The organism is Hydrocarboniphaga daqingensis (assembly GCF_900129825.1).
Lineage (GTDB): Bacteria > Pseudomonadota > Gammaproteobacteria > Nevskiales > Nevskiaceae > Hydrocarboniphaga > Hydrocarboniphaga daqingensis.
In genome coordinates this window covers 46,166-71,928 of the sequence record NZ_FQWZ01000007.1, presented here as the reverse complement: position 1 = coordinate 71,928, position 25,763 = coordinate 46,166, and the positions used below count along the sequence as shown (strand labels likewise).

Annotated in this window: 19 protein-coding genes; 6 read left to right on the top strand and 13 right to left on the bottom strand. The window is 62.8% G+C overall.

The annotated features are described in order from the left end of the window. Positions 1-62: 62 nt before the first annotated feature. Genes BUB09_RS14015 through BUB09_RS13990 form a run of 6 tightly spaced genes read right to left on the bottom strand, consistent with a single transcriptional unit; the run spans position 63 to position 3,923 of the window. Complete coding sequence (locus BUB09_RS14015; protein ID WP_072898489.1) at positions 63-554, bottom strand: hypothetical protein; 492 nt, start codon at positions 552-554, stop codon at positions 63-65. 7 nt (positions 555-561) lie between these two features. Continuing rightward, entirely contained in the window at positions 562-1,077 is a 516-nt protein-coding gene (locus tag BUB09_RS14010; RefSeq protein ID WP_217650312.1) for a YHS domain-containing (seleno)protein, read from the bottom strand. A 37-nt stretch (positions 1,078-1,114) separates the two neighbouring features. Continuing rightward, positions 1,115-2,284 (bottom strand): hypothetical protein, encoded by a 1,170-nt coding sequence (locus BUB09_RS14005; protein WP_245793292.1) that lies wholly within the window; start codon positions 2,282-2,284, stop codon positions 1,115-1,117. Positions 2,285-2,297: 13 nt separating this feature from the next. Continuing rightward, complete coding sequence (locus tag BUB09_RS17245) at positions 2,298-2,810, bottom strand: hypothetical protein (protein ID WP_072898487.1); 513 nt, start codon at positions 2,808-2,810, stop codon at positions 2,298-2,300. After that, on the bottom strand, positions 2,794-3,246 hold the full coding sequence (locus BUB09_RS13995) for a hypothetical protein (RefSeq protein WP_139250295.1): 453 nt from the start codon (positions 3,244-3,246) through the stop codon (positions 2,794-2,796). Before BUB09_RS13995 ends, BUB09_RS17245 begins: the two co-directional genes overlap by 17 nt. Before the next feature lie 11 nt (positions 3,247-3,257). Further along, the gene (locus tag BUB09_RS13990) at positions 3,258-3,923 is read right to left on the bottom strand and encodes a peroxiredoxin-like family protein (RefSeq protein ID WP_072898470.1); all 666 of its coding nucleotides are present in this window, start codon (positions 3,921-3,923) and stop codon (positions 3,258-3,260) included. 161 nt (positions 3,924-4,084) lie between these two features. Between BUB09_RS13990 and BUB09_RS13985 the strand changes: the two genes are divergently transcribed. Both BUB09_RS13985 and BUB09_RS13980 read left to right on the top strand, forming a co-directional pair. After that, a complete protein-coding gene (locus BUB09_RS13985; protein WP_072898469.1) occupies positions 4,085-5,032 on the top strand; it encodes a LysR family transcriptional regulator in 948 nt (315 codons plus the stop codon). Beyond that, on the top strand, positions 5,032-5,877 hold the full coding sequence (locus tag BUB09_RS13980; RefSeq protein WP_072898467.1) for an alpha/beta fold hydrolase: 846 nt from the start codon (positions 5,032-5,034) through the stop codon (positions 5,875-5,877). Before BUB09_RS13985 ends, BUB09_RS13980 begins: the two co-directional genes overlap by 1 nt. Here the strand turns inward: BUB09_RS13980 and BUB09_RS13975 are convergent. Further along, on the bottom strand, positions 5,874-7,316 hold the full coding sequence (locus BUB09_RS13975) for a GNAT family N-acetyltransferase (RefSeq protein WP_072898458.1): 1,443 nt from the start codon (positions 7,314-7,316) through the stop codon (positions 5,874-5,876). The genes BUB09_RS13980 and BUB09_RS13975 overlap by 4 nt on opposite strands. Before the next feature lie 424 nt (positions 7,317-7,740). On the opposite strand from BUB09_RS13975, the gene BUB09_RS13970 reads away from it, so the two are divergent. Further along, entirely contained in the window at positions 7,741-8,937 is a 1,197-nt protein-coding gene (locus tag BUB09_RS13970) for a ribonucleotide-diphosphate reductase subunit beta (protein ID WP_072898456.1), read from the top strand. Between the two features lie 166 nt (positions 8,938-9,103). On the opposite strand, the gene BUB09_RS13965 is transcribed toward BUB09_RS13970, so the two are convergent. The 4 genes from BUB09_RS13965 to BUB09_RS13950 all read right to left on the bottom strand — a co-directional run bounded on the left by BUB09_RS13965 (position 9,104) and on the right by BUB09_RS13950 (position 16,932). Beyond that, a complete protein-coding gene (locus BUB09_RS13965) occupies positions 9,104-10,108 on the bottom strand; it encodes a WD40/YVTN/BNR-like repeat-containing protein (protein WP_072898454.1) in 1,005 nt (334 codons plus the stop codon). 60 nt (positions 10,109-10,168) lie between these two features. Continuing rightward, a complete protein-coding gene (locus tag BUB09_RS13960; RefSeq protein WP_072898452.1) occupies positions 10,169-12,757 on the bottom strand; it encodes an efflux RND transporter permease subunit in 2,589 nt (862 codons plus the stop codon). A 213-nt stretch (positions 12,758-12,970) separates the two neighbouring features. Continuing rightward, positions 12,971-14,323: a DUF1329 domain-containing protein gene (locus tag BUB09_RS13955; RefSeq protein ID WP_072898450.1), complete on the bottom strand. Its 1,353-nt coding sequence runs from the start codon at positions 14,321-14,323 to the stop codon at positions 12,971-12,973. Between the two features lie 47 nt (positions 14,324-14,370). Beyond that, positions 14,371-16,932: a DUF1302 domain-containing protein gene (locus BUB09_RS13950; protein ID WP_072898448.1), complete on the bottom strand. Its 2,562-nt coding sequence runs from the start codon at positions 16,930-16,932 to the stop codon at positions 14,371-14,373. A 418-nt stretch (positions 16,933-17,350) separates the two neighbouring features. On the opposite strand from BUB09_RS13950, the gene BUB09_RS13945 reads away from it, so the two are divergent. The 3 genes from BUB09_RS13945 to BUB09_RS13935 all read left to right on the top strand — a co-directional run bounded on the left by BUB09_RS13945 (position 17,351) and on the right by BUB09_RS13935 (position 21,096). Beyond that, positions 17,351-18,610, top strand: coding sequence for an OmpA family protein (locus tag BUB09_RS13945; protein WP_139250294.1), 1,260 nt, complete (start codon positions 17,351-17,353; stop codon positions 18,608-18,610). An 89-nt stretch (positions 18,611-18,699) separates the two neighbouring features. Then, entirely contained in the window at positions 18,700-19,941 is a 1,242-nt protein-coding gene (locus BUB09_RS13940; RefSeq protein WP_084083452.1) for an alkane 1-monooxygenase, read from the top strand. A 75-nt stretch (positions 19,942-20,016) separates the two neighbouring features. After that, complete coding sequence (locus tag BUB09_RS13935; RefSeq protein WP_072898442.1) at positions 20,017-21,096, top strand: 2Fe-2S iron-sulfur cluster-binding protein; 1,080 nt, start codon at positions 20,017-20,019, stop codon at positions 21,094-21,096. Positions 21,097-21,250: 154 nt separating this feature from the next. On the opposite strand, the gene BUB09_RS13930 is transcribed toward BUB09_RS13935, so the two are convergent. Beyond that, positions 21,251-23,869: a LuxR C-terminal-related transcriptional regulator gene (locus tag BUB09_RS13930; protein ID WP_072898440.1), complete on the bottom strand. Its 2,619-nt coding sequence runs from the start codon at positions 23,867-23,869 to the stop codon at positions 21,251-21,253. A 104-nt stretch (positions 23,870-23,973) separates the two neighbouring features. After that, positions 23,974-25,590, bottom strand: coding sequence for a fatty acyl-CoA synthetase (locus BUB09_RS13925; protein ID WP_072898438.1), 1,617 nt, complete (start codon positions 25,588-25,590; stop codon positions 23,974-23,976). Positions 25,591-25,763 lie beyond the last annotated feature (173 nt).

Here is a 25,763-nt window from a genome sequence, read left to right as displayed (position 1 = left end):
TTTTTTGTGGTCGTCGATTATCGGTTGCGATGCGCTGCTTCGGCCGTCGCGTCCCGACCGCTTCAATGGGATCGCGGCGTCATCCAGCCCAGCCAGATCGACCGGCGCATCCACAGCAGCAGCGCGCAACACAGCCAGACCACGCACGCCATCGCAAACAGCTGTCCGCCGTCGCTGCTGCCATCGGTGTTGATGACGGCCACGCCCAGCGGCGTAAACAGATGAAAGCCGATCGCGCCGGAGATCACGCCCAAGCCCAGCGCCGCTCCGGCCAATTGCAGCAGCCGGCGCGAGGGCGACATGGCACCGAACAACAGCAGCAGTGATGCGATCAACTCGGCACTGCCGACCACCTTGGCCGAGAACACGCCGCCCGGGGCGAACACGCCGGCAAAGCCCAGCGAAGCCGCCCAGGGATCGAGACGACCCTCAAAGATGTAGACCGTCTCCGGCGAGTTGCTGAATTTGAAGAACAGCGACTGCACGAACACGAACACGACGAACACGGTCGGCAACCAGTGCGCGTGGCGCTGCCAGGGACTCAGAGTTTGCATGGCGGCCTCACTTGGCGAGCAGCGACGCGAATGCCGCTTGCGCCTTGGCGTTGTAGCCGGCCGGATCCTGCGTCCACTTCTTCTGCACGTCGGCGCTGTAGTTCAGATACAGCTTGCCGTCGAGAATCGTGAACTGCTCGGGCTCGATGCTGACCAGATAGCCTTGCGCGACACCATAGGCGCAGTAACCACCGAACTGAGGCGCGTACTGCTCGGGCGCCGCCTTGAACAGATCCAGATGCTGCTGCGACGCGAACTGCCATTGCGCGCCGTTCCAGCTGTAGCGCAGCGTCGGCTTGCCGGGCACCGGCTTGCGCTCGGTGAAATAGGCCACCGGATCGTAGCCATTGATCGCAACACCGGTATCGCTGTCACGGATCAAGCCGCGCTTGAGCGTGTTCACCGGCGATGCAGCCCAAGCCTGCGACGGCAGCGCCAGTAACAGGCACAGCAGCAATGCGGCGTAGACCGCCAGCGATGACATCGGGCGGAAGCGGATCGAGGAAGACATCAGATAGCGCATGGGACAGCTCCTTGTCGGGAATGTAGGAAAGGGTGATTCAGAACCACTGCCGGCCGCGCCGCAGATCGGCGATGAACAAGCGCAGCAGCTCGAATGCAGAAGTGACCGGCGCGCCCAGCGAGCGGCTGGCGGCGCCGATCGAGAAGGCGAGTCGCCACTGCCGGAACATGGCGCGGTAGCCCTCGACCAGCGGCGTACCGGGGTGATAGATGTGAGCGCTCTCGGCCGTGACGCCGTTGAGCTCCAGAACCTGGAGCCCCTCGCCGCGCTGCAGATGCTCCAGACTCGGCGCGCGCAAATCGATGCGGCCGAATCGATAACCGGGCACCGCCGCCGTCAGCCGCATCAGGCTGTCGACCAAAGCCGGCGTGGCGTGCGCCGTGGCATCCAGAAACAGGCTGCCGCGACAATGCGACCCGATTTCGACCAGCTTGATCCGTTGGCCGTCAGCCGGCACCTGCGACAGCTGTGACGCCCAACGCTCGAGCAGGATCGCCGCGATCAGCCTGGTGCGCTCTCCGGCCAGAATCAGTTCGCGAAGGCTGCGGCGGCCGTCGCCGGTCACGCTCGGGAACGTCTTGTGGACGATCGATATCACGTCCAGGCGCTGCCCCGGCATCTGCGCGATGAATACCCCGAACTCTTCACCGCCGACATGTCGCTGCGCGATCACAGCACCGTCGTGACGTGACAGATACTGACTGACCGCCGCCGCATCGCGCGCAATGTAGACGCCGCGTCCGCGCTGACCGACGTCGGGCTTGAGTACCAGCGGAAATCCGATATCGTCGCGCGCAGCAAATGCCAGCGCCTGCTGTTCGCGGGCCGTACCCGGCTCGGCCGGCAGCAGCGTGAAGCAGGCCACCAGATCCGGAGCATTGCGTTGCAGCGGCATCAAGCCCTGATGCTTGCGCTCGCCGACGACACCGCCGTTGTCGAGCGCGGGGTTGGCCGCTGTAAACAGCGTGGCGCTGCGGTGCCGCAAGCCCAGCACGAGGATCCACAGCACGATCGGTCCGTAGTACAGCCACGCCGGCCAGAACTCCCAGCGTCGCGCCCGCGACCAACCGATAGCCCAGCGTGTGACCCAGCCCAGCGGTGCAGCCGATGGCGCTGCATCCCATGGAGCTGCATTGGCATCGATGGCGATCATGTCGGCGCGCAGGCCCGCATCGGCGGCATCGGTCGCAGTGTCGGGCGCAGCCATCGGCGCACCGTGATCAAGCGCCGCGTGCATGACGCACCGTGGCGGGGGCTTTGCCGAAGTGCTCGTCGAGCTGCATGCCGCTGGCCTCGCAGCGCACCCGTACCAGCGCATAGTGATGGATCGCATGACTGGCCAAGAACAATAACTCGCGGCTCAGCGACGAGAAGCTGACGTAGTTGTCTTCGCCACCCAGACCGCCGCGCATCTGGACTGCGATCGGCTCGGCGATACGGCCGACATCGAGCGCCAGCAACTGCTGCTGCACATGACGCAGCCGTTGCTGCGCCAGCAGCGGATCGGATTCGAGCGCGTGGTCGCGGGCGCGCGTGTCGTAGTCGACCGAACTGGTGTGGATATGCAGCGTGAATGCGTCGTAGTGCTCGACGATATGGCGCAGATGCGGTCCGCAGTAGCATCCAAACTCATCGCGGCCGTCGGCGCGGTACAAGTCGATCAACTGCAGGCCTTGCTCGATGACATCGACGTTGTAGCGCAGCAGTTTGTGCAGGTCAGGACGCAGATTCATTAGACAAGGCTTCCAAGGGGTCTTCACGATTGATCGATTGCGCCGCGCGCAGCGGCTCGGTGCGGAGCAGCAGCGACACGTAGCTGATGCAAAACACGAGATTGGGCACCACGCCGGCAGCGAGTGTGAGTGCAAGATGTGGCGTGCCGATCGCCAGATGAACACTGATCAGCAAGGCATAGGTGAGCGTCAGGCCGCCGCCGCAAGCGAACAAGATGGCCTCGAGCGGCCGCGAGCCGAGTCGGTAGCAGCGGCGCATCAGCCCGGTACCGCAGTAGGTCAGTAGCGTGCTCATCGCCCAGTGCGCGGCGGCGGCCGTTCCGGCGATGCGCAGTCCAGCATCCCAATTCACATAGAGCACCCAGGCGCCATAGACAGCGCCGCCGAGAATCGCACCGACCACGCTGTCGACGAGGCGCCGCAGCCGCGACAGCAAGCGCGGGGCGCTCATACGCGAGTCCGCGGCGCATCGACGGCGCGGTGGTGTGACACCAGCCAGGCCAGCAGCGCCTCGGGTGATGCACGCCGGCGATAGTCGACGTCCAACTGGGCCCATAGAACCTGGCCGTTTTCGCCGACGATGTAGGCGGCCGGCACTGGCAAGGTCCAGCCGCCATCGCCGTTGAGCTGCGGTAGCGGCGTCTGGTAGTGCTGCTCGAACAGCAGCTTCAGATTCGGCGGTAGATCGTAGGCCAGACCATAGGCACGAGCGACGTGGCTGCCGACATCGGCCAGCAACGGAAACGGGTCAGGCACCGTCGACAGCGGCAGACGCTGCGGCGTGATCGCGACCAGCGGGCTGCGCAGTGCGGCAAAACGCGGCGCCGCTTCGGCAAACGCGCGCAGCGTCAGCTCGCAGAACGGACACCAGACACCGCGAAAAAACAGAATCACCGCCGGCCCCTGAGCCAGCAACTGATCCAGCGACTGCGGGCGGCCGTCGCGATCGGCCAGCCGGAATCCGGGGGCACGCTCGCCAACGCGCACCGCTCGGGCCTCGATACCAGCATGGTGCAGGTAGTCCATCGCCATGCGTTCGACCGCGCTGGCCGGCGCTGGCTGCTGCTGCAGCCAGTAGACACGCTCTTGGTCGAGCTCGGTCTGAAGGTTCATGGCGGGTGGCGGCTGGTCTGGTCGTGATGATGATGACGATGATGATGATGATGGACACAGCCTGACCGGTAACCGTCGCTTTCAGAAGACCGATCGGCGCCATAGCAAGGATGCGCAAACGGAATGATTCGAAAGCGCGGCTTCCCGGCTACAGTAGCGACATGGACCGCTTTACCCTGATGCAGTGTTACGTGCGTGCCGTAGAGACGGGCAGCTTTTCGGCTGTGGCCCGCGAATTGGCGACGACGCAACCCACCGTCAGCAAAAACATCGCCGCGCTCGAAGATCATCTCGGTGTGCGCCTGCTGCACCGATCCAGCCGCAAGATGTCGCTGACGTCCGAAGGCGAAAGCTACTACGCTGAATGCCGGCGCATTCTCGACGCCGTGGCCGAAGCCGAATCCGGCGCGCGCGGCCAGCAAGCCGCCGCCGGGCTGCTGCGCGTCGCCTGCCCCGCCGCACTGGCGCGGCATCGCGTGATGCCGCTGATCAAGCCGTTCACCGAACAGCATCCAGACGTCAGCATCGACCTGATGTTCAGCAATCGCGATCTGGACCTGATCGAAGAAGGTCTCGACATCGCATTCCGGATCGGCAAGCTGCAGGATTCCAGCTATCGCGCGCGACTGGTCGCGACCTATGCACTGTGCTGCGCCGCCAGCCCCGAGTATCTGCAGCGGCACGGCACACCGCAGACACCTGCCGATCTGCTGCAGCACAACTGCATCTTGTTCACACGCAACAGCACCGGGCCGATCTGGCAGTTCGGTAACGACAGTATTCGCCCGCAAGGCAACTTGCGCGTCGACAGCCCCGACGGCCTGCGCAGCGCCGTGCTGTCGGGGTTGGGCATCGTCGTTGCGCCCACCTGGCTGTTTGCCGACGAGCTGCACGACGGACGCTTGAGCTGCCTGCTCGAAGCCTGGCCGATCCAAGCCTTGCCCGTGCATCTGATCTATCCCGCCAAGGGCTTCTTGCCGGCGCGAACGCGCGCATTCATCGACTTCGTCGTCGACGCATTCAGCCGCGACCCCTGCCTGAATGGCGAAGCGGTCGCCGAGATGGGCTTGGAGCCCTGCGTGCGCGCGCTGCAGTCCGCCGCGTTGTGATGCGCCCTGCCGTCTCGATCGTCGCGCTGACGCTGGCGCTCGCGGCTTGCATCGGCCCACCGTATCCACGCGGCGATATCGAGCGGCTGTATCCACAACCGCCGCGCCCGGAACTGCGTTCGATCGACATCGACGGCCGCCCCTTGCGCGTCGCCGTGATGCCGGGCCGCGCCGATGGCACGCCGCTGTTCTTCATCCACGGCTCACCCGGAGACTGGACAGCGTGGGCGCGCTATCTCGACAGCACCGCGCTGGCCGGCAGCGGCACGCGCTACGCGTTCGACCGCCCCGGGTTCGGCGGGTCGATGCCCGGCGCCGTGATCACCGACCTGCAGCAGCAGGCCGATCACATCGCCGCCGCGATGCGCGTGCTTGAACCGCAGCGCCCCACCGTGCTGGTCGGCCATTCGCTCGGCGGGCCGCTGGTGGCCTGGATTGCGCTGCGCCACGCGGAGCAGGTTTGCGGCGGCGTGATGGTCGCCGGCTCACTGGCACCAGCGCTGGAAGCGCCGCGCTGGTACAACCGCCTTGCGGCGTCCTGGTTGGGGCGCTGGCTCGCGCCGGACGAAATGCAATGGTCCAACGACGAGATGCTGCCGCTGCAGTCCGAGCTGATGCGGCTCGACGCCGCCTGGCCCTCGCTGCATCGGCCTCTGATCGCGATCCAAGGTGAGCGCGACGAACTGGTCGATCCGCGAACCGCCGACTACGTCGAGCAGCGCGCACCCGCCGCGTGGTTGCGTGTGGAGCGCGTCGCCGACCAGGGGCATTTCGTGCTGTGGCAGCAGCCGCAGCGGGTCACCGATGCGATCAACGCCCTGCCCTGCGCAGCAGCGCCGGGCTAGGCGTCGTCGGACGACGCCGACGACGCACTGAACTTGGCGCGGATGCGCGGCGGGATGTCGGCCACCGCGACGAACACCAAGCCGTCGAGCGTGCCGCCGAAGTCGGCGTCGACATTGAAGCCCGCAAAGCGCCCGCGCAGCTCCAGATAATGGCGCAGTAACACCGGCAGGCCGGCGCCGCTGCCGACCCGCGACACGGCGCGCGACAGCAGCGCCGGCTCGGCCAGCGCAGCGGCCACTGTCGGCGTGACGCGGTCGCCCGCCGCGTAGCGTGCCGGTGTGCGCGGCCGCACCAGTGATTGCAGGCTGCGCTCACCGTGATGCCGCGTCAGCGCCAGCTCCATCAGCTTGCGACTCAGCGCGCTGTAGCCGCCGCTGATGCTGACCGGCCCGAACAGGTACTGCAGTTGCGGATGCGCGTCGAGCACCTGAACGATGCCGCTCCACAGCAGCCGCAGCGCTCGAAAGCTGCGCTGCCACTCGGGCCGCACGAACGAGCGGCCCAGCTCCAGCGACGGGCCGATCCGCGCCAGCAGGCGCTGGTCGTAGTCGAACAAGCTGTGCGTGTACAAGGCCTGCGGCGCCGCCAGCGTTGCCGTGAAGCCCAGGCGGTACGCACCAATGATCTGCCGGCTTGGCGCATGCCATAGCCACAGGTGCTGATAGTGCGCGTCGTAGCGATCAAGGTCCGCGGGCAAGCCGCTGCCCTCCTGCACGGCGCGAAAGCTCAGCTCACGCAGCCGGCCGATCTCGTCGAGCACGCCGGGGATCGGCGCCGCCGGCGCGCAGTACACCGCGAACTCGCCTTGACGCAGCAGGCAACAAGACGCCGACAGCGCGTCGATTTCGGCCGCCAGGCGTTCGGCGGCGACCGGGGCGGCCAAGGGCGCCAGCGGCCGTTGCTCGGGTGCCACGGCGCTGCTGCCGCCGAGCGCCTGACACAGCAGCCGCAAGTAGGCGCCCTGCGCCGCAAGATCGATCCGCGCCAATTCGGCCGCGGGTAAAACGTCGCCGAGATGCAGCAGCGTCGGCCGACGCGGCGACCACGACGCCGGCCGGTCGAGCCGCAGCGGCTGCACCGGCACCGTCTGCGCTGCCAGCAGCCCAGGCAGATCGACCCCGCTGCGGCGCCGCAGCACCCACGCGCGGCGCGGCGTGGCAATACAGCACAGCAGCGCACCACCGGCGGCGAGGTGCGCTATCGCCGCCGCCTGCGTCAGCGAAGGCGCGGTGCCATCGAGCAGGTCCGGCCGGCGCTGGTGCAGCAAAGCCCGCAGCGATGTAGAGGCAGCCGTGTCGGACGGCAGGCACAGCAGCAGCGCGCCACGCTCCGGCACCTGCGACAGGCTGCCGCTGGCGATCCGCAGATGCGGTGACGGCACGGCGGCGGTCGGGTGCAAAACGGGCAATTCGGGCAAGGCCGGCATCGGCGCGTCCATTCGATCAAGTCGGGGGCAGACTCAAGGCTGAGCCCGCAGCGGGTACTGCAGAAGACCCGCCGTCGCCATAGCAGCCATGCCCGCAGCGAATACAAGCTGAACCGCCCGGCACACGTAGCGGCAACCCGCTACCGCCACAGTGCTGCACAGGGTGTGGATAAGCTGTTGCCCGAATGTGGGTAAACACTACATTTAGTGGTGGGGCGACCGTACGCTCACTACTACTAGTGTTTGCAGCGCATTTTCTTCTTGACGTTGCCCCGGCTCGGGAGCACCCTAGCGGCACGCAGCTGAAGGCCCGAGTGACCGCCAAGCAGTACCCGGCGGCACCTACTACAGCCCACGTCATAACCCTCGCGGCCACGCCCTGCAAAGGCTTGAAACCTTTTGCCGGCAGAGCCCACTAAAACAAAGGAACGACACCATGCTGGATTGGGATGATGCCCCTCAGACCGCCACCAAGCCCGACCTCGGCCTGCAAGCCGCTCGTGCTGCTGCCATGCCCGCTGCATCGGCCTCCTACAAACCGTCGCCGGCTGTCGTCATGAACGCCGCACCGAAAGACGCCGGCTTCACCGGCCTGGAAGATCTGACGATGGGTGCCAAGCGCATCCAGGTCGACGACAAGAAGATCATCAACTGCCGCGCCGACCTCAACCAGTTGGTGCCGTTCAAGTACAAGTGGGCTTGGGAAAAGTACCTGGCCGCCTGTAACAACCACTGGATGCCGCAGGAAGTCGGCATGAGCGCCGACATCGCGCTGTGGCAGGACCCGAACGGCCTGACCGATGACGAGCGCATGATCATCAAGCGCTCGCTGGGCTTCTTCAGCACCGCCGACAGTCTGGTCGCCAACAACCTGGTGCTCGCGGTCTACAAGCACATCACCAACCCGGAATGCCGCCAGTACATCCTGCGCCAGGCGTTTGAAGAAGCGATCCACACGCACGCCTACCAGTACATCATCGAAAGCCTCGGCCTGGACGAAGCCGAAGTGTTCAACATGTACCGCGAAGTGCCGTCGATCCACGACAAGGCCGCATGGAGCCTGCCGTACACGCAGAGCTTGGCCGACGAAAACTTCCACACCGGCACGCCGGAGATGGACCAGCGTCTGCTGCGCGACATGATCGCGTTCTACGTGGTGTTCGAAGGCATCTTCTTCTACGTCGGCTTCGTGCAGCTGCTGAGCTTCGGCCGCCGCAACAAGATGGTCGGTGCGTCCGAGCAGATCCAGTACATCATGCGTGACGAAGCCATGCATATGAACTTCGGCATCGACGTGATCAACCAGATCAAGATCGAAAACCCGCATCTGTGGACGGCCGAGTTCCAGGAAGAAGCCCGGCGCATGATCGTCGAAGCCACCGAACTGGAAATCCGCTACGCCCACGACACGATGCCGCGCGGCGTGCTCGGCCTGAACGCCAGCATGTTCAACGAGTACATGCAGTACATCGCCAACCGTCGCTGCAACCAGATCGGCCTGAAGGAAATCTACCCCGGCGCCGAAAACCCGTTCCCGTGGATGAGCGAAGTGATCGACCTGAAGAAGGAGAAGAACTTCTTCGAAACGCGCGTCACCGAGTACCAGACGGGTGGAGCGTTGAACTGGGATTGAGTTCAGCAGCAACGTGAGCGGCCGCATCGACTACCCGTCGATGCGCGCTCAAACAAAAAGCCCCCAGCTTGCTGGGGGCTTTTTTGTGGCATCGATCAGCCGCGGTCGACTGCTTCGCCTGGGTTCGCGGCGTTGCGGGCGGCAGGAGGCATCAGGTGTGGCCCGGTCAGCGCAGCGGCACCGAGTACACGCCCAGCTCGCCGGCGACGATCAGCGCGTTGCCGTCGACCACGGCGCCAGCGAGGCTGCTCGACTTGCCGGCAACGTTGATGCTCGGTGCCAACGGCTGCGATGCGCCGCTGCGCGAGACTTGGATCATCTGGCCGTCGGCACCGACCAGCGCCACGGCGCCGCCCGGCAGCACTTCGCCACCGAACAGGCTGCCCAGCGTGCCGACGTCGATCTTGCGCCATGCGCCTTTGGCCAGATCGTCGGTCGCGAATACGTTGCCGCGCATGCCGTACGCGATCGCGCCGGCATCACCCCAGGGCAGGATGCCGAAGAACGATCCGTCGTACGGCGTGGTCGAGCGAGCCCATTCGGTTGCCGAGGTCTGGAACGCAACGAGGCCGCGCTCGCCCGCTACCGCGATACGGTCACCCGGCAGCCGCGTCGCAGCGTTCAAGTGGTATTTCTCGTCGACGACCTGCGCGGGTTCTAGCGCCGTCCAGGTCTTGCCGCCATCGGTGGTCTGCCGCATCAAGCCGAATGCACCGACCGCCACCGCATGATCGCGACTGGTGGCGATCACCGCGAAGAACGGCGCATTCAAATCGGGCTCGTAGTGCTGGATCTCCCAGTGCTGCCCGGCGTCGCGGGTATGCAGGATCAGCGCATCGTGGCCGACAGCCCAGCCGTTGTTGGCGTCACCGAAGGCAATGCCGGTCAGCGTCAGATCGATCGGCGTCAGCACCTGCGACCAAGACGCGCCATCGCGCGAGGTGACGATGACGCCGTTGCCGCCGACGGCCAGCAGATGGTCTCCGGCGCGAGCCACGCTCAGCAATAAGCCCTTTTCGGCATGAGCCGTTGCCAGTGCGGGAATCGTGGCCGCTGGCGACGCTGGAGCCGCCGCGCCGCCGTCGGTGGACGCAATGTCGACGGCGGCGGCGGCCGTGGCGACCAGCAAGGACAGCCCGGCTACGAGGGACAGCTTGGTTGGAACAATCATGGTGGCCTCTGTTCGATGGCAGCGCATTGACGAGTACGAATGGCGACGAAGGCGTGCAGCTCAGGCACGCGCAAACACAGGAATCGGCTGACTCTTCATCAGGATCGATGCGAACGCCGGCAGCATCAGCAGCGCGGCAAAGGCATTGGCCATGAACATGATCGTCAGCAGAATGCCCATGTCGATCTGGAACTGCAGACCCGACAGCATCCAGGTCGCCACGCTCGCCGACAGCGCGAACGCAGTGACGATCACCGCCTTGCCGGTCTGATGCAGCGTATCGGCGTAGGCCTGACGCAGCGGCATACCCTTGGACATCACGTTCTCTTCCAGCACGCTGTAGATGTAGATGCCGTAGTCCACGCCGATACCGGCAGCAAATGCGGCAACCGGGAGCGTCGCCACGGTCTGGCCGATACCCAGGAACACCATGATCGCGTAGGTCATCACCGATACCGCAGCGAGCGGAACGACGACGCAGATCAAGCCGGCAATGCTCTGGAACGAGGCGATGACGCAGACCGAGATCGCCAGGTACAGCCAGAACAACACCGTGAACTCGGTCTTCTTGATCACATCGTTGGTCGCCGCCATCACACCGACGTTGCCGCCTGCGAGCTCCAGCTTGAGATCGGCAGGCGCGCGCCCGTCGGTGTCGAAGCGCTTGATGGACTCGATGACCTGATCGATCGTCGTGGCTTTGTGATCCGCCGTGAAGATGTACATCGGCATCACGCTGCAATCGTCGTTGAGCAGGCCCGTGGACGTCGTGAACTGCTGGCCGGCGAGAATCAAGCCGTCCGGCGAGCGCGGCAGCTGCTGCCAACGTGGGTTGTTCTCGTTGTATTGACCCCAGACCACCTTATCGAGGCCCGCCAGCGACGTGGTCGACACCACGCCCGGGGTGTTCTGCATGTACCAGCCGAACCGATTGATCCGGTTCATCACGTCATAGTCGATGCAGCCGTTGGTCTTGGTCGCTGCGTAAACCTGCAGGATGTCGACACCGATCGCATAATTGTTCGAGATGAAATCCGAATCCAGGTTGTAGCGTGAGTCTGGCTTCAACGCCGGCACACCGGCATGCAACTCGCCCACTTGCAGATCACGGGCGACGAATCCCGATGCCAGCCACAGCAGGCCGAAGCCGCCCAGGATCGACAGCGCAATCGGCCGATTGGTCAGCACCGCCAGGCCATTCCAGATCGGCTTGAGCTTGGCGTCGCGCTGCTTCTGAAAGTCGCGGAAGCGCTGCGGATCTTTGATCGTGGCGTACGACAGCAGACAGGGCAGCAGAATCTTTTTGCAGATGATCACGGCCAGCAAGCCGAACATCGCATTGATCGCCATCTCCTGCACGATGCCGATCGGGATCAGCAATATCGTGCCGAAGCCGATGATGTTGGTGACCAAGGCGGTAATGCCGGGGATGACCAAGCGGCGATACGTAGCACGCGACGCCGCGAAGCTATCCAAGCCATGGTCGGCCACTTCCAGCAGCCAGAAGCTGGTGATCTGAATACCATGCGAGACACTGATCGCCAGCACCAGGAACGGCACCAGAATCGCGAACGGGTCCAGACCGTAGCCGGCCAAGTGCAGAATGCCCAGCTCCCAGATCACGGCCAGCACGCCACAGCTCAGCGGATACAGCGACACCACCAATGAGCCCATGTAGTACGACAGCACCAGCCATACCAGAACCACCGACAGCACGAAGAAGCCAGTGACCTGCAGTGCAGCATCCGCAACATCACCGATGACCTTCGAGAAGCCGATGATCTCGACATCGATATCCGGATTGAACTCGGGGTTGTCCGACGCAAACACCTGCAGCTTGGACGCCGGCACCTTGTGCTCGGTGACGTCGCCGTCGCTGTTGCGGACGCTCGTGGTGTAGCGCTTGAATCGGCTGAAGGCGCCGCGGGGATCGTCGTAGACGGTTGCCACCAGCGTACCGCTCTTGATACCCCTGTAGTCTTCCTTGAGCTTGAGCTCGTAGAGCGTGGGCTTGAGCAAGCGGCTACGGATCGTTTCGAAGCGGTGCGCCGTCTCGATGTAGTCGAGCTGACGATGCGTCCGCGGGTCCTTGTCGACCAGCTCCGACACCACCATGGCCGAGCGTTGATCGTTGGACACCAGCCGGCCGATGATCGAGGCCTTGCTGACATTGTCCTTGACCATCGCCAGCGATGCCTCATTCGGCGTGAAGCCCGACGGGATCACATTGCCGCCGCGGAATCCGCCTTCGACGGCTTCAAGGAAGCGAACGTTGGGCGTGTACAGCGAGCTGATACGGGTACGGTCGACGCCCGGCGTGTAGAACACCGCGTCCGTCGCCGCTTTCAACGATTCCAGAAAACGGCCTTGGTAGATGTCGCCCTTACCCGGCTTCTGGCTGACGGCGAGCAACACACTGTTGCCACCGCCAAACTGATCTTGGTACTTCTTGAGAACCTGGATGTACGGATGCCCCTTGGGCAGCTGCTTCTCGAAGCCCGCATCAAGGCGCAGATTCAGCGCCTGGTATCCGAGAAAGACCGTCATCAACGTCAGTACCGTCAGCGTCAATGGCCGCTTCGAAAAAATCAGCGGCTCGGTCAGCTTGACGAACAGGGTCGAAAACCACCCTTTGGACTCAGCATGCATCGTAACGACTCCAGTGAAGCCTGCACTGACAATGGAAGAATGAGGATGTCGAGGTAGCCGATCCGACACGCGCCGCAGGTCAGGCGGCGGATCGTTCGACGGTGCAGCGGGCACACCCGGCCGACGCCGGCCATGGTGGCCACGTCAACCCATGCGATGCCGACGCGATCAGCAGCGTGTCGACCACCTCGTCGACACGCTGCGTCGCTTCAACTACTTGCTGGCGCGCTGCTGCACGGCGCTGTCGGTAAAGAAGCCGTCGGGATACTTGACGCTGTAGTCGTTGGGCTTGCCCTCAGCCTGCAGCGCGGTCATGAAGTAACGACCCGAGTCGAAGTGGTGAATCACTTCCGGCACCGTGAACACCGTCTGCACGTTCGGCTGCGGCGTCAGGAAGCCTTCCTGGAAGTTGAACAGCGCACCCTTGGCGTCGTAGCAGTCGATCATCACGATGTCCCACGAATCTTCGTCGACATACAGCGTGCGCTTGGCATAGGTGTGACGCTCGCCAGGCACCAGATTCGCTTCGACGACCCAGACGCGGTGCTTCTCGTAGCGAGCGACGTTCGGATTCGGGAAGTTCGGATTCACGATCTCCGCATACTTGGCGCGCGACATCTTGAAGTTGTTGTACGGGATGATCATTTCCTTCTTTCCGACCAGCTTCCACGTATAGCGCTCTAGCACGCCGTTATACATGTCGACCTGATCGTAGAACTGCTGACCATCGCTGCCTTCGTAGGGGTTGTCGCAGCAGACGGCCGGCGCACGGCGAATACGCTTCAGTGCCGGCGCGTAGAGCCAAGCTGCACGACCGGATGCACCAACGCCGGCGCTCTCATTGACCAAGATCATCGTGCCGGCGGTACGAGCCGGCGACATGATCTTCGACAGGTAGTACAAGAACAGGCCCTTGCCCTCCTTCAGCGGAACCGGGTTCACCGAGTTCGCGTACAGGAAGCTGATGTCTTCGACCAACTGCGCGGTCTGACCGTGGCCCGATGCATCGACATTGAGCTGGTCGTTGTTGCGACGCACGGTGTCACCGCGCCACTTCAAACGATGATTCCAGATCACTTCGGCGCCCGACTTCGGGATCGGGAACGGGAATCCTTGAACGCAGTTATCAGGATCGTCCGTGCCCTTGAGCTCGCAGGTCGTGGCATTGGCGGCCGTCGACTTGTAGATGAAGTCCGGCCAAGACACCGTCCGATGGCTCGGATACACGATCATCTTGTAGTTGGGGAACGTCTTCAGCAGGTACTTGCTGCCCTCGCTGAGCTGATCGCCGTACTTCGCGATGCTGGCAGCCGTGATGGTGTCGATCGGCTTGTCGGCCTCGATGGCCGCATCCGACGCGAACTCACCGCTGAGCTTTCCTTTCTGCGGTGCCGGAGTCCACGCCGGGATGGACCCGTCCTTGTTGCCCGCCTTTTCGGCACCAATCGGCGTCAACGCTCCACCCAGCTTGGCGGCTTCGTCGGCGCCGACTTTCGCCATTGCCCCTTGCGCTACGAGCGCAAGCAGCATGGCACTACACATCGACAGACGTTTCATATTTTTCATGGATTGAGGCTCCTCCTTGATGTCGCTTTTGAACAATCAGCGTTGGGCTAAAACGAGTACTTGACGAAGAATCTCGCGGTATCCCGGTCCTGGAACAGATTGGCGTCGCCGCCGCCGGCCCACATTTGATAGCCGAGGTTGAACGACCACTCCGATCCGTATCGAACCTCGATGTTGGTATCCCACAGCACGCGTCCCTTCACGTAGTTCGACAGGTAGCCTGGCGAGTGTCCGAAGACGTCGTACTTCAAGATGATCTGCGGATCGATACTGATGTTGGGCAGAATGTCGTCCCACCGGATCAGCACCACCGCTCCGATACCGCCGGAGAGCTTGGTCGGATACAGGCCCAGCGGTGCTTGATGCGGGTTGAAGCGCAAGCCATCAGGGCCGTAGTTGCATGCGACGTTGGTCGAGCACGCCTGGCGTGATCCGTCGGCACCGGAGCCGTCCGCACCGGCCGTCGGGCTGGTGAACGTACCGGGTACCGCGAGCGCCAGTTTGTCTTGATCAGGCAGGTTCAGCACCGCGCGAAATCCGACTTCGGGCAACCAAATGATTTGATCGGCACCAATCAGGCGCGGCACGAAGTCCGTGTTGCCCTCGACGTAGGTGGCACCGAAGTCCAGCGACAAGGTCTGGAAGCGTTCCCAGCCCTGAATGCGAGCATTGGGTGCGTTGGTTCCCAGCGTGCCGCCGCGATACGGGATGATGAAGTTCGGGAACGACCGTCCCGAGCCGGGCAGCTGGCCGACGATCAGGTCGTAGGTGTCGTTGTAAGCACCAGGACCATTGGCCGTCTGATAGTTGCTGTTGCCATAGACGCCGACGCTGCCGTCCGGCTGAGTTCCAAGACCGGTCGTGCTACCCGAGCAGCCAGGCGCGAGGTGGCAGTTGTTGAACACCGGACCGAGACCGGCAAACGCAAGATCAACGATGTCGACCTGCAGCGGATCATTCGGCCGGTACGCCGCTTCACCTTGCAAGGACACATCGCCGAAGCTGGTGTTGAAGCTGAAACCCAGCATCTTGACGCTCTTCGGATACTCGAGCCGAAACTTCATGCTATCGAGCGGGAAGGCGTCGTCAGTCGCGCCTTCCGGATCATTCTGATTGCCGAGCGAATGCAGCAACGGAATGTTCGGGCAAGCCAGCAGAAACTCGACCGTATTCGTCGTGTTCTTCGAGCACGCTTGATCCGCCGAGAAGATGCTGACGATCGGGATGCGCGACGTATAGTTGGCAAAGTAGAAGCCGAGGTTGGTGCCGTTGTTGAGCCAGTCGGCGGTGTAGGTCAGCTTGACGCCGAAATTGTTATCGGCGTGGTTTGGCTTTTCGTCACGCAGCCGGCTGGCTCGCGACGAGGTGTTCGTGATCAGCGTCAGCGGGCTGTCGAGCAGTGTGCCCCTCCCCGATTCATCCGGTGCCAGGTTCGCGAAGCTGATCGTCAGATAGTCCGGGCCTTCGTTCTTGGTTCCCAGATTCACCGGCGAATAGAAGCCACCTTCGGCCGGCAGCTCGATCGGCTGGAACTCCAGCGCGTACCAAGCCGATACGTTGATATCGTCGGCCGGCGTCATCGCCAGCGACACCGCGTTTAACGGTTGATAGAAGTCATCGAGACCGTTGCCGCCGATACGGAAGAAGTTGTTGAGATTCGGCGGATTCAGGACGTTGATCGAGTCGAAGAACTGCAGCGTCGACTCGCCCCAGATCACTTGCTGACGCCCAACGCGCACCTGCAGCGTCTTGTCGATGACCGGCACCGTGACGTTGCCAGTAACGTTCAAATCCAGCAGCTGCAAACCCAGACCGATCTCCTTGAGCGTCCTTGAGTCGTTGCGCTTTTTGTAGACCACGCCGCCTGGACCATAGACGATGCCGCACGGCCCACCGGTCGGATTACGCTCGGGAGGACAGGCCGTTGAATCGGTGCGAACACCCAAGCCGGGAATCGCAAGCGGGTTGGCCAGCAAGCCGGTGACCAGATTCGGTGGAAGGCCCAGGCCGGACACCAACGCCGACAATCCGCCGAGATTCTGGCCCGTGCGGACGATCTCGGTGCCGCCGGTGGACACATAACCCACCTGCCGATAATTGCCCTCGGTGATCAGGTTCGGGTGGTACTCGGTGAAGTTGTAGTTCACCGGGTCGTAGAAGCCGATACCCTTTGCAAACAGCGTCCATCCCTTCCACACCATGGTGACGTCTTCGTTGATACGAAGCGCCGCTTGAGTGATGTCACCTTGGCGATAGTTCAGGTTGCCATGGCTGAAATTGTTGCTGAACGAGCCGGGCGCATCGGCCAAGTGCTGCGACGGAAAGATCTGATCGCGGAAAAGCCCTTGGCATTCCTGATAGAACACGGCGCCCTGCGCAGTCCGTCCGCAGACGTTGGGATTGAGCTCGTTCTTTCCGATCGAGCGCTCACGCTGAGGTTCGGCTCGAATCGCAACGCCGGTGATCACCGTCGTATTGGAAATCGCCGAAATATCTTCGCCGACGAAAGGGATCGTGAATCCCAGTGCGTTAACAGCGGTGGGTGATACGGCTGCCGAGATAACCAGCAGCGACGCGACCGCCGCCGAGCGACGGTTCGCCCGATTCATTTGAAGCACTCTCCCCTCCAGATCGCACTTTTAGGCGATTCGCTTGTTAATGCCCGCTGAGATCAGCGGAGTCGATGAACTATCGTCATCTGCTACTGACGCCGCTCGCAGCTTGTGCTGCTGTAATGGATGCGGCCGTCGAATCATCTTCGTCAGCACCGGCAGTGTCACCGTACTTTTGGTAGGTAATGGATGGGGTTTCGTACGACGTGCGAATCGACACCACACCGCCGGCGAATAACCTTCCGAAAGTTTGTTGACCCTGCGTTGCAGACTGCATGAGGATCGCGAACCGCGTTGCTCGGATCGCAGGTCTTCCCGCTAAAACAGCTCGCTGCGCTGTAAGCATTGGACTACTCGGAGCATCACGTGAGGTAAGCGACGCCTTGAGAACGTCGCTACATGCCGACTGCATCATGTGCCCGACATCGACAGGGCCGTGAGCCGTCGAATATCGAGAACAGCGAGGGGACAACCGATGAAGGCATTGGTGAACATGGGATGGATCGCGGCCAGCATTTGGGCGACGGCATCAGCTGCCGCGGAGATCGCACCCACGACGGAGTACAACGCGTTCGCAGCGCTCGGCACACGAACTTATTTATCGCCGATGAGCAGCTATACGTTTGCCGACTCGGGTCGGCAGACCGAATCAGGATTCGGCGGATCGTTATCGTTCGGTCGTCTCATCGGCGATCGCTTGCTCGGTGAGATCAGCGGTCAATACCAGGTGTACCGACGCGAGTCAGACGATCGCTCAATGAAGATGAGCACGCTGACGGCCAACGGGCTTTTCTTCCCCACTGCGAATCCGGGCTATGCCTTGATCGGGGTTGGCTACGGCGACGTTCGCTCTCATCCGGGCAATGACGCCGGCTACGGCACCGCGTTGTTCAATCTTGGGGCGGGCTACTTGTGGAAGCCTGCCGCCTCTCAAGACGTCGTCGTCCGTCTACAGGGACTATGGCGCCTCGATGCCCATAACGACCGACGGACCGGCGATAGCATTGGCAACGGTCGAAAGGCATTCAACGACATCGTCGTCAGCGTCGGCCTGCTGATCCCATTGGGCAGCACACCCCGGCTTGCCGCTCCGGCGCCCGAGCCGGTGGTGGTCATGCCCGTTGACACCGGCGAGCCCGCACCGTCCGTTGAGCCACCCGCACCACCGGTATGTCGCTCGCCTGAGCCCGGCCAAGCGGCTGATCTTGCCGGCTGTGCGACCGGCGATCTGATCGTGTTGCGTGGCGTGAACTTCAACTTTGACAGCGCGATGCTGACGCCCACTGCGACGACCACGCTCGATGGCGTCGCCGAGTCGCTACAACGGTTGCCGTCGCTGCGTTTCGAGGTCGGCGGGCATACCGACGCCATTGGCAGTGACGCATATAACGACGATCTATCGAAGCGACGCGCGCAAACGGTCGCGGATCATCTTCAGTCTCAAGGTATCACCGGTGATCGAATGAGGACGCACGGGTACGGTGCTGCGCACCCGATTGCCGACAACGCAACCGATGAGGGGCGCGAACTCAATCGTCGAGTCGAACTCAAGATCATCGAGGCGGATACCACTACATCGTCAGCATCGTCTTCTTACACCGACCCCGCCGTGGTCGACGTTGATGCGATGTCATCGACACCCGATACCGACGCGACGATCGATTCACCTCGCTGACATTACGGGCGATATGTCCTTACTAAGGTTGGGCGACTCTCGCAGATACAGCGCCTATATTTTCGGTGCGGATACAACAGGAGAACGATATGAATAATATAGTGCGGCATATGAAGTACTGCAGCATGACGCTGATCGGTTTGACGTTCACGTTTCTGCTTGGACTCGGCGATGCCTACATGATGGCAGGCTTCGCATTCTGGATCGCCGTTTCGGTCGGCGGTGATTTTCTGTTCGGCAACGATCTCGACGAGCGCGAATATCGATCGACACGCGTACTGGACTTTTTCTTGTTCCTGTCGCTGCCGCTGCTGGTCGGCATGACCATCGTCTACAGCTGGTATCTCGGTGACGCGGACCCGTTTGGCTTGGGCTCTTTCGTCCTCGCAAACACCGGCTACGACATGTTTGCGGCGCGGTCGGCGACCACCGTTCTGGACCTTGGGTTCGGCTTCGCCGGTATGGGCCTGAGCTACGTGCTGATCGGCACCAATGTCGGGCACGAGTTGACCCACCGTACTTGGAGCCCGTCGGCACAGCTCGTTGGTCGTTGGCTTCTGGCGTTTAGCTTTGATACCGCATTCTCGATCGAGCATGTCTACGGTCATCACCGCAATATCGCCACTCGCGAAGACCCGGCATCGGCACGTCGTGGCCAGAACGTCTACAAGTTCTTGTTCACATCAACGCTGGGGCAGTTCTACCACGGCTTTAAGCTGGAGAAAGAGCGTCTCATTCGCCAGGGCGAAGCGGTGCTGAGCTGGAAGAATCGCGCGATCCGCGGCCAACTGATGACGCTGGCGCTGTTCGCTTTGTTTGGCTACATGGCGGGCGTAACGGGCGTCGTGGTGTTCTTCTTCCTGGCGTTCTACGCCAAGTTCTATCTCGAAGTCGTCAACTTCATCGAGCACTACGGCATCGCACGCGTCCCCGGCGAACCGGTCGAGCCGCGCCACTCCTGGAACTGCAACCAGGCGATGAGCACCTGGATGTTGTACAACCTGCCGCGGCACTCGCATCACCATGCCAAGGGTGAAGATCCTTTCTGGGAACTGCGTGCCTATCCGCAAGCACCGATGCTGCCGTTCGGCTACGTGACGATGATTCTGATCGCGCTGGTTCCGCCGCTGTATCGCAAGATCATGACCCCCAAAGTGTTGGACTGGGACCGTCGCTTCAGCGTGCCGGCCGAGTGGCCTCTGATCGAGCGTCAGAATCGCGAAAGCGGCGATCCGACCTTCATCGGGTCGACGGCCCATCGCGAAGCGCCCACCCGATCGCAGGACTATGGCAGCAGCGCTGCCACCAGCGTCGGACTGTCGAACGGCTAGCATCACACTGACGACCGGCCGACACGCGCGAATTCAGCGCGATGTCGGCCCGGTCTTTGATCCAAAGAGACGCCAATGCTCGCACGCTTCTTCCAACGCTCCCGTTCGGAGCATGTCCTGGAGATCGCACCGTCGGGCGCGATCCTCAAGACCAATACAAAAACCACCATTCTTCAAGCCGCACTCGATCAAGCGGTCGCGTTTCCTCACAACTGCCGAGTCGGCGGATGCGGCTCGTGCAAGTGCAAGCTGCTGTCAGGCCGCGTTCGCGAGATGACCGATAAAAGCTATGTACTGAGCACCGACGAACTCAAGCAAGGCTATATTCTCGCCTGCCAGAGCGTCCCGCTCACCGATGTCACCGTCGAAGTCGACATCGCGGCGCGATCGGCACATCCGGTGATCCATACATCCGGCGTCATCACGGCACTGGACAAGATGACGCACGATATTCTGCGTGTTCAGTGTCGTCTAAAAGACCCGGCACGCTACACCGCCGGGCAGTTTGCCGAGTTGTATGTGTCCAACAGTGACACTGGGACCGGTGGGCGTCAGTCGCGTAACTATTCATTCGCTGGTGCCCCCGGCATCGATTCACCCGTTGGGACGGTCGAGTTCTTCATCCGCCATGTTCCAGGCGGCGCGTTCACCGATTGGCTGTTCAAGAGCGCCAAGCTCGGTGACGAGATCGAAGGTCACGGTCCCTATGGCGACTTCTGGCTGCGGCCGAGCTCTGCGCCGATCGTTGCCATTGCAGGCGGCAGTGGTTTGGCGCCAGTGATCGCGATGCTGGAGCAGGCGCGCGCCGAGCGGATCACGCGTGATGTCACACTGTTTTTTGGCGCGCGCAGTCAGCGCGACCTGTATTGCTTGAGCCGCATCGAAAAGCTGGCGAACCAGTGGATGGCGCGTTTCCAGTTTGTGCCCGTGCTGTCCGACGAACCCGAGAACTCCGGATGGACCGGGTTGCGCGGATTCATTCCGCAGCATTTGGTACGGATGGTGGGCCCTCGTATCGGAGAGCACCATGCATACCTGTGCGGCCCGCCGCCGATGATCGATGCCTGTCGGATGGTGTTGTCGGAGTCCGGCATTGCGTCCAGCAACACGCACTTCGACAAGTTCCTGGACCGGAGTCACGTCGCGACCGCGTAATGCCGTCGCATGCAGACGCCGCATCGGCGATCCGCAATACCCGTCGTGGCGCGCCTATGCATCATCAAGGCGCGCCACTACTTTCGAAGCTGCACCCGATCGATGCTCTGCCGAGCTGGTGTACGGGCCCAGCCGTACACGCCTCGTCATCGGGCTAGCGATGGCTCAGCAAGCCCAGGGCTCGAGCGGCGTGGATCGCGGCCGTACGGCTCTGCACATTGAGCTTGCCGTACAGATTGTGCAGATGCCACTTGACGGTACCTTCGACCAGGAAGCAACGCGCTGCGATTTCGGAGTTGCTCAGGCCCTGATCGATCAGCAGCAGCAGTTGGCGCTCACGCTTGTTGAGCACGACCTTGCTGCCGTCGATGATGACCGGCTCCTTGAAATCCTGGCGAGCGGATGTCCCGACCACGATTTCGGCCCAAGTCGCCGCCATCTTGTTCCGCGTGATCGCACCTTGGCTCTTGAGCCAGCGACCGATCAGCGCCAATAGATCCGATCCTTCGTCGATGAAGATGCGCTGGTAGTTTTCGAGGCTGCCGAGTTCCAGTGCTTCCTTGAGCGCCGCATCAGCTGCGACGTCGTGCTTCTGGCGACTCAGTGCCAAGCTCAGCAGGATCAACAACTCGCACAGCTTGTATTGCTGTCGGCCTTTGCGGGCATGCTCGATCAACGGTTTGAGCAGATCGACGGCGATATCAAAGCGGCCGTCGGCGATCGCGATGCGTGCGTTGACGCGTCCGGCTCGGTCGGTGACCAGGCCTTGGATCGCGCCGCTGCCCGTGGCACTGATCGCCGATTGCAGAACACTGACGGCCTGCTCGGGCGCACCCGCGCGTTGCAGCAACAGCGCCCGCTCGGATCGCAGACTGATCGTCAGACGCGGGAAGTTGCGCTGATCACCGCAGCGCTCGCCTTCCGACAGCAGATCGAGCGCCGCACCCAGATTGCCGTCGGCATAGCGGGCTCGCGCGGCGGCCGAGAATCCGAGAATGATCGTATCGACGATGCCCTGGTCCGGCAGCGACGTCAGCGCCGTTGCCAGAACTTCGCGCACGACGGCGAGATCATTGCGCTCGTACCGGATGAAGGCTTCGATTGCCAGCAGCATCGAGCGCTGGCCGTCCAGGCCCGCATTGTCAGGGCAATGATCCAGACCGCGTCCGACTTCGGCCAGTGCGTCGCGGTGCTGACCTTGCTTGATCAGTGCCAGCGCACCGACGATGTGGACCCACGACAAACCGTACTCGGACATTGACTTGCCGAAGGCCGTTGCCGAGTGACGTAGCGATGCTTGGGCACCGACGATGTCGCCCAAACACTTCTGCTGGAAGCCGAAAATCGCCCATGCGGTGCCCTGGAAGAACAGGCTCGACGTCATGCTGACCCGCTGCAGCCACTGCTGGGCCAGCAGACCGCCGATCTCGTAGTCGTCGCGAAGGGCGCTGATCAGCGATCGCTGTAATGCCGCCTCGCCGCCCGCGTTGCCGGAGCGGCTGTCGGCATCGTCCTCGATCCGTTCTTCTGCCAGCACGAAGCGCCGGCGAAAGATCAGTGCCCAGGTTGCAAAGCGGTTCAGCGCGGGATCGCGGCGCTGCGCAATGTGTTCCCACTGATTGACCAGCGTGACGAAGGTCTGATGATGACCGCTGCCGAATACCATTTCCGGACCGAGCAGCAGCAGCCATTCACGTGCGACATCGATATGGGCAGCATTGAGCTCCAGCAGTAGCCGCACGGCTGCAGGGCCCTGCCCGTGATTCTGCAGCCAAGTGGCGGCAGCCAGTACAGTGCCGGACTTTTCGGCGTCGAACTCGGCCGAGAACAAACGCAGGGCCGTCTCGCGGACCAAGCCATGCAGCACGATCTTCGGATCGCTGCGCTCCGAGCCCACCTCCTGCAGAACGCCGAGCGTTCCCAGATGGCGCAGGATCGGCTCCATGTCGCCGTGAGCCGAGAATATGGATTCGAACAGCGAGCGCTGCGCCGGCCCTACGCAGGACAACATCCACAGCAGCTTGCGCTCCTGCGTTTCCAGGCGGTTCAAAAACTTCTCGTAAATGTAGTCACGCACCGGACCGAGGATCGCAACCGTCGACCCCGAGCCAAACGGCAGACTGTCGATCGGGATCGCGAACGCCAACTGCACGATCGCGGGCCAGCCATTGGTGGACTGCGCCAGCCACTCGACCTGACGCTCGCTCAGTTCGTGGCCGTGACACTGGGCAAGCTGCGCGATCTCCGGCTTGGTCAGACGCAGCGCATCGGAGCTGATCCACTGCACTTTTGACTTGGCCACCAGATCGGCAAGTCCGATATCGAGCGCGACCGGCTGCGTCGTGATCAGGATCTTCAACGGACCGCCGGCTGCCATCAGCAAGCGCCTGATGTAGTTTGCCGCCTCGCTACCGGCGACCAAGTGCACGTCGTCGAACACCAGCCGGATCGGATGCTCCGAGTCCGACAGCTGGTCCGTGATCCGCGAGAAGCGATTGCTGAGCAGCGATGATTCGTCCAGGCCGCCGCCTTCGACCTGTGGCTGCTTGCCGATCAACTCGTCGGCGAGTCGCTCAAGAAAGACCGACGGGTCGCGCAACTCGGCGTCCAGCGTGATCCAGATGCCGCACTGCGGTGCATCAGCCCGCTTGAGCCAGGCTTGCGCGAGCAAGGTCTTGCCGTAGCCGGAAGGCCCTTCGATCACGACCACCGGCCGCGAGTCGTCCGCGAGCAAGCGGTCCCGACTCACTTGGAACAAATGCGCTTCCTGCATCTACCGCTCCCTGGTCGCATCGTCGCGACGACTGAACGCGGCATGATAGCCCAGTTACCCGGCGCTTCCGCCGGGCATCAGGGCCGGTGCAAGCGATACCGCGATCAGGCCGGTGCGCTGGCACCCGCGTCGGTGTGGACGCTCGCGAAACGGTCGCGCAGTTCGCGCTTCAGGATCTTGCCGCTGGCGTTCTTCGGCAGCTTGTCGACGATGGCGACGTGCTTGGGCGATTTGTAGCCTGCAAGCCGGTCGCGGCAGTGCGCCATCAGCGTATCGGTCTGAAGCTCGGCGCCGGGGCGCAGCACGACGACGGCCATCACCGCCTCGATCCAGCGCGGATGCGGCACGCCGAACACCGCCACTTCGGCAACGGCCGGATGCTGGAAGATCACTTCCTCGACTTCGCGGCTGGCGACGTTCTCGCCCCCGGTCTTGATCATGTCCTTCTTGCGGTCGACGACGGTCAGATAGCCGTCTTCGTCGTAGACCCCGAGGTCGCCACTGTGAAACCAGCCGTTGCGGAACGCTTCGGCTGTTTTCTCGGGATTCTTCCAGTAGCCGAGCGTTGCATGCGGACTGCGGTGCACGATCTCGCCGATGACGCCGGCCGGCACCGGCCGATCGTGATCGTCGACGACGCGGGTTTCCACGTTCAGCGCCGCGCGGCCGGCCGAGCCGAGCTTGTGCATCTGCTCATCGGGCCCAAGGATCGTCGCCACCGGCGACATCTCGGTCTGTCCGTAGAAGTTGAACAAGCGGATGCCCGGCAGACGGCTGGTGATTTCCTTGATGATCTCCATCGGCATGATCGACGCGCCGTAGTAGCCCTTCTTCAACGAGCTCAGATCACGACAGTCGAAGTCCGGATGGCGCAGCAGCGAGATCCATACCGTCGGCGGACAGAACAACTTGGTCGCGCGCTCGTCCTCGATGGTTTTGAGCAACGCGGACGGCTCCGGCGACGGCAGCACGATGCTGGTCGCGCCGATATACAAGTCGGGCGTCAAGAAGCAGTCGAGCTGGGCGCAGTGATACAGCGGCATCGAATGGACTTCGATGTCGCTGGCGCTCATCTCGCCACCGGCGATGCAGCTGGCGTAATGCGAGTACAGCGAGCGCGCCGACAGCAGTGCGCCCTTGGGCCGCGACTCGGTGCCACTGGTGTACAGCAGCTGTACCGGATCATCGTCGCCAACCGCCACATCGGGCGGCGTGGCGTCGGCATGCTGCATCAGTCGGGCAATCGGCTGCCAGTCATTGCCGACCGTGATGCCCGCTTCGTCGATGACCAGTTTCATCCGCATCGTCAGCCCCGCCTGAGTCAGCGCCGCATCGGCGGTGGCGGCAAGGCTGTCTTCGACAACGATGCCCTTGGCTTCCGCGTTATCGACGATGAAGGCAATCTCGGCAGCATTGAGCATGAAGTTGATCGGCACCACGACGGCGCCGAGCCGCGCCAGCGCAAAGCGAGTGACCACGAAGGCGTCGTTGTTGTGCGAAATCAGCGCGACGTGATCACCGCGGCCGATGCCGCACTGCGTCATTGCATTGGCCAGGCGATTCACCACGGTGTCGAGCTCGGCAAAGCTGCGGCGCAGGCCTTTGTAGACCAAGGCCGTCTTGTTCGGCGTTCTTGCTGCACTGCGCCACAAAAGATCGGCAAGCCGGTAACGGCGTGCACTGTCGATGCTCTGCGCAAGAGTCGGTTCGGTGGGGTGCATCGGGGTCTCCTCGTGTGGACGTGCATCCTCTGGGTGATGCATCGGGGAAGCCTGAATGGTGCGCGCTGTCGCGCGGTCCTCGACCGGCGCGGCGCAGCACGCAAGCGAGCCGCAGTGCTGCGACCCGACCACAGCATAGAGTCGCCGCCCAGTGTCTGTGCCTACCCATTTTG

Excerpts from the sequence above, each read along its gene's own strand:
- BUB09_RS13970 (WP_072898456.1), top strand. The coding sequence starts at position 7,741 with ATGCTGGATTGGGATGATGCCCCTCAGACCGCCACCAAGCCCGACCTC.
- BUB09_RS13925 (WP_072898438.1), bottom strand. The coding sequence starts at position 25,590 with ATGCACCCCACCGAACCGACTCTTGCGCAGAGCATCGACAGTGCACGC.
- BUB09_RS13975 (WP_072898458.1), bottom strand. The coding sequence starts at position 7,316 with ATGGACGCGCCGATGCCGGCCTTGCCCGAATTGCCCGTTTTGCACCCG.
- BUB09_RS13990 (WP_072898470.1), bottom strand. The coding sequence starts at position 3,923 with ATGAACCTTCAGACCGAGCTCGACCAAGAGCGTGTCTACTGGCTGCAG.
- BUB09_RS17245 (WP_072898487.1), bottom strand. The coding sequence starts at position 2,810 with ATGAATCTGCGTCCTGACCTGCACAAACTGCTGCGCTACAACGTCGAT.
- BUB09_RS14005 (WP_245793292.1), bottom strand. The coding sequence starts at position 2,284 with ATGGCTGCGCCCGACACTGCGACCGATGCCGCCGATGCGGGCCTGCGC.
- BUB09_RS13985 (WP_072898469.1), top strand. The coding sequence starts at position 4,085 with ATGGACCGCTTTACCCTGATGCAGTGTTACGTGCGTGCCGTAGAGACG.
- BUB09_RS14010 (WP_217650312.1), bottom strand. The coding sequence starts at position 1,077 with ATGCGCTATCTGATGTCTTCCTCGATCCGCTTCCGCCCGATGTCATCG.
- BUB09_RS13955 (WP_072898450.1), bottom strand. The coding sequence starts at position 14,323 with ATGAAAAATATGAAACGTCTGTCGATGTGTAGTGCCATGCTGCTTGCG.
- BUB09_RS13930 (WP_072898440.1), bottom strand. The coding sequence starts at position 23,869 with ATGCAGGAAGCGCATTTGTTCCAAGTGAGTCGGGACCGCTTGCTCGCG.
- BUB09_RS13960 (WP_072898452.1), bottom strand. The coding sequence starts at position 12,757 with ATGCATGCTGAGTCCAAAGGGTGGTTTTCGACCCTGTTCGTCAAGCTG.
- BUB09_RS13980 (WP_072898467.1), top strand. The coding sequence starts at position 5,032 with ATGCGCCCTGCCGTCTCGATCGTCGCGCTGACGCTGGCGCTCGCGGCT.
- BUB09_RS13965 (WP_072898454.1), bottom strand. The coding sequence starts at position 10,108 with ATGATTGTTCCAACCAAGCTGTCCCTCGTAGCCGGGCTGTCCTTGCTG.
- BUB09_RS13935 (WP_072898442.1), top strand. The coding sequence starts at position 20,017 with ATGCTCGCACGCTTCTTCCAACGCTCCCGTTCGGAGCATGTCCTGGAG.
- BUB09_RS13950 (WP_072898448.1), bottom strand. The coding sequence starts at position 16,932 with ATGAATCGGGCGAACCGTCGCTCGGCGGCGGTCGCGTCGCTGCTGGTT.
- BUB09_RS13940 (WP_084083452.1), top strand. The coding sequence starts at position 18,700 with ATGAATAATATAGTGCGGCATATGAAGTACTGCAGCATGACGCTGATC.
- BUB09_RS14015 (WP_072898489.1), bottom strand. The coding sequence starts at position 554 with ATGCAAACTCTGAGTCCCTGGCAGCGCCACGCGCACTGGTTGCCGACC.